Consider the following 3,148-nt stretch of genomic DNA (forward strand, 5'->3'; position numbering starts at 1 on the left):
ATGCCTTGGCGGTCAGAGGCGATGAAGGACGTGGCAGCCTGCGAAAAGTGTCGGGGAGCTGGCAACAAGCTTTGATCCGGCAATGTCCGAATGGGGAAACCCACTGCTTCGGCAGTATCCTGCAGTGAATACATAGCTGCTGGAAGCGAACCCGGTGAACTGAAATATCTAAGTAACCGGAGGAAAAGAAATCAACCGAGATTCCCTAAGTAGTGACGAGCGAACGGGGACTAGCCCTTAAGCTGGTATGGTTTTAGAAAAACAACCTGGAAAGGTTGGCCATAGAAGGTGATAGCCCTGTATTTGAAAGGGCCATACCAGTGAAGACGAGTAGGGCGGGGCACGTGAAACCCTGTCTGAACATGGGGGGACCATCCTCCAAGGCTAAATACTCCTGACCGACCGATAGTGAACCAGTACCGTGAGGGAAAGGCGAAAAGAACCCCGGAGAGGGGAGTGAAATAGATCCTGAAACCGTGTGCGTACAAGCAGTAGGAGCTCGCAAGAGTGACTGCGTACCTTTTGTATAATGGGTCAGCGACTTACTGTTCGTGGCAAGCTTAACCGTATAGGGGAGGCGAAGGGAAACCGAGTCTGATAAGGGCGCATAGTCGCGGGCAGTAGACCCGAAACCGGGTGATCTAGTCATGCCCAGGGTGAAGGTCAGGTAACACTGACTGGAGGCCCGAACCCACTCCCGTTGCAAAGGTAGGGGATGAGGTGTGATTAGGAGTGAAAAGCTAATCGAACCCGGAGATAGCTGGTTCTCCTCGAAAGCTATTTAGGTAGCGCCTCATATGTATCCTCTCGGGGGTAGAGCACTGTTATGGCTAGGGGGTCATCGCGACTTACCAAACCATTGCAAACTCCGAATACCGAGACGGACTGTATGGGAGACACACGGCGGGTGCTAACGTCCGTCGTGAAAAGGGAAACAACCCAGACCCACAGCTAAGGTCCCAAATTCACTGCTAAGTGGAAAACGATGTGGAAAGGCATAGACAGCCAGGAGGTTGGCTTAGAAGCAGCCACCCTTTAAAGAAAGCGTAATAGCTCACTGGTCGAGTCGGTCTGCGCGGAAGATTTAACGGGGCTAAGCAGTGAACCGAAGCTTGGGGTGCATCGCGATAAGCGATGCGCGGTAGAGGAGCGTTCCGTAAGCCTGCGAAGGTGGATTGAGAAGTCTGCTGGAGGTATCGGAAGTGCGAATGCTGACATGAGTAACGACAATGCGGGTGAAAAACCCGCACGCCGAAAGCCCAAGGTTTCCTTGCGCAACGTTAATCGGCGCAGGGTGAGTCGGCCCCTAAGGCGAGGGCGAAAGCCGTAGTCGATGGGAAGCAGGTTAATATTCCTGCACCTCGCGTAAGTGCGATGGAGGGACGGAGAAGGTTAGGTGTACCGGGCGTTGGTTGTCCCGGGGAAAGGCGGTAGGTTTGGATCTTTGGCAAATCCGGGATCCTTTAAGACCGAGCACCGAGACGAGTCTTTTAGACGAAGTCACTGATACCACGCTTCCAGGAAAAGCTCCTAAGCTTCAGCTTACGCAGACCGTACCGTAAACCGACACAGGTGGGTAGGATGAGAATTCTCAGGCGCTTGAGAGAACTCGGGTGAAGGAACTAGGCAACATGGCACCGTAACTTCGGGAGAAGGTGCACCCTTTTTGGTGGCTCGTGCGAGCTATAGCTGAAGAGGGTCGCAGAAACCAGGCCGCTGCGACTGTTTATCAAAAACACAGCACTCTGCAAACACGAAAGTGGACGTATAGGGTGTGACGCCTGCCCGGTGCTGGAAGGTTAATTGATGGGGTCAGCCGCAAGGCGAAGCTCTTGATCGAAGCCCCAGTAAACGGCGGCCGTAACTATAACGGTCCTAAGGTAGCGAAATTCCTTGTCGGGTAAGTTCCGACCTGCACGAATGGCGTAACGACAGCGGCGCTGTCTCCACCCGAGACTCAGTGAAATTGAAATCGCTGTGAAGATGCAGCGTTCCCGTGGCAAGACGGAAAGACCCCGTGAACCTTTACTATAGCTTTACACTGAACGTTGAGTTCGTCTGTGTAGGATAGGTGGGAGGCTATGAAACTGTGGCGCTAGCTGCAGTGGAGCCATCCTTGAAATACCACCCTGTCGTGCTTGACGTTCTAACCTAGGTCCGTAATCCGGATCGGGGACCGTGTATGGTGGGTAGTTTGACTGGGGCGGTCTCCTCCTAAAGAGTAACGGAGGAGCACGAAGGTACGCTCAGCGCGGTCGGACATCGCGCACTGTGTGCAAAGGCATAAGCGTGCTTGACTGCAAGATCGACGGATCAAGCAGGTACGAAAGTAGGTCTTAGTGATCCGGTGGTTCTGTATGGAAGGGCCATCGCTCAACGGATAAAAGGTACTCCGGGGATAACAGGCTGATACCGCCCAAGAGTTCATATCGACGGCGGTGTTTGGCACCTCGATGTCGGCTCATCACATCCTGGGGCTGTAGTCGGTCCCAAGGGTATGGCTGTTCGCCATTTAAAGTGGTACGCGAGCTGGGTTCAGAACGTCGTGAGACAGTTCGGTCCCTATCTGCCATGGGCGTTGGAGATTTGAGAGGGGCTGCTCCTAGTACGAGAGGACCGGAGTGGACGAACCTCTGGTGTTCCGGTTGTCACGCCAGTGGCATTGCCGGGTAGCTATGTTCGGAAGCGATAACCGCTGAAAGCATCTAAGCGGGAAGCGCGCCTCAAGATGAGATCTCCCGGGACACAAGTCCCCTAAAGGAACCATGTAGACTACGTGGTTGATAGGTCAGGTGTGTAAGTGCAGCAATGCATTGAGCTAACTGATACTAATGATCCGTGCGGCTTGACCATATAACCTCAAGATGCTTCCTCATAAGCATCCCTTAGCGCGACACACGTCGATCGCTCTCACTCGCTCGCTACATCACACCCCATGAGAGGCTGGCGCCTGCCGTCCTCGGTCACACGACCGATCGACCGCATGGCGACACTCCAACCGTCTCCCTGGTGAAATTAGCGCTGTGGAACCACCCGATCCCATCCCGAACTCGGAAGTGAAACGCAGCTGCGCCGATGGTAGTGTGGCTCAAGCCATGCGAGAGTAGGTCATCGCCAGGGGCTTTACCCCAAATCCCCGTCCCACAAG

Annotated in this window: 2 rRNA genes (1 of these 2 only partly in view); both read left to right on the forward strand. The window is 54.2% G+C overall.

The features are described from left to right. Positions 1-2,853: ribosomal RNA gene (locus PIQ37_RS20615) — 23S ribosomal RNA — on the forward strand; it begins 27 nt to the left of the window's first position. A gap of 152 nt (positions 2,854-3,005) precedes the next feature. Beyond that, a 5S ribosomal RNA gene (gene rrf / locus PIQ37_RS20620) occupies positions 3,006-3,120 on the forward strand. Positions 3,121-3,148: the final 28 nt, after the last annotated feature.

The organism is Xanthomonas protegens (assembly GCF_038442435.1).
GTDB classification, from domain to species: Bacteria; Pseudomonadota; Gammaproteobacteria; order Xanthomonadales; family Xanthomonadaceae; genus Xanthomonas_A; species Xanthomonas_A sontii.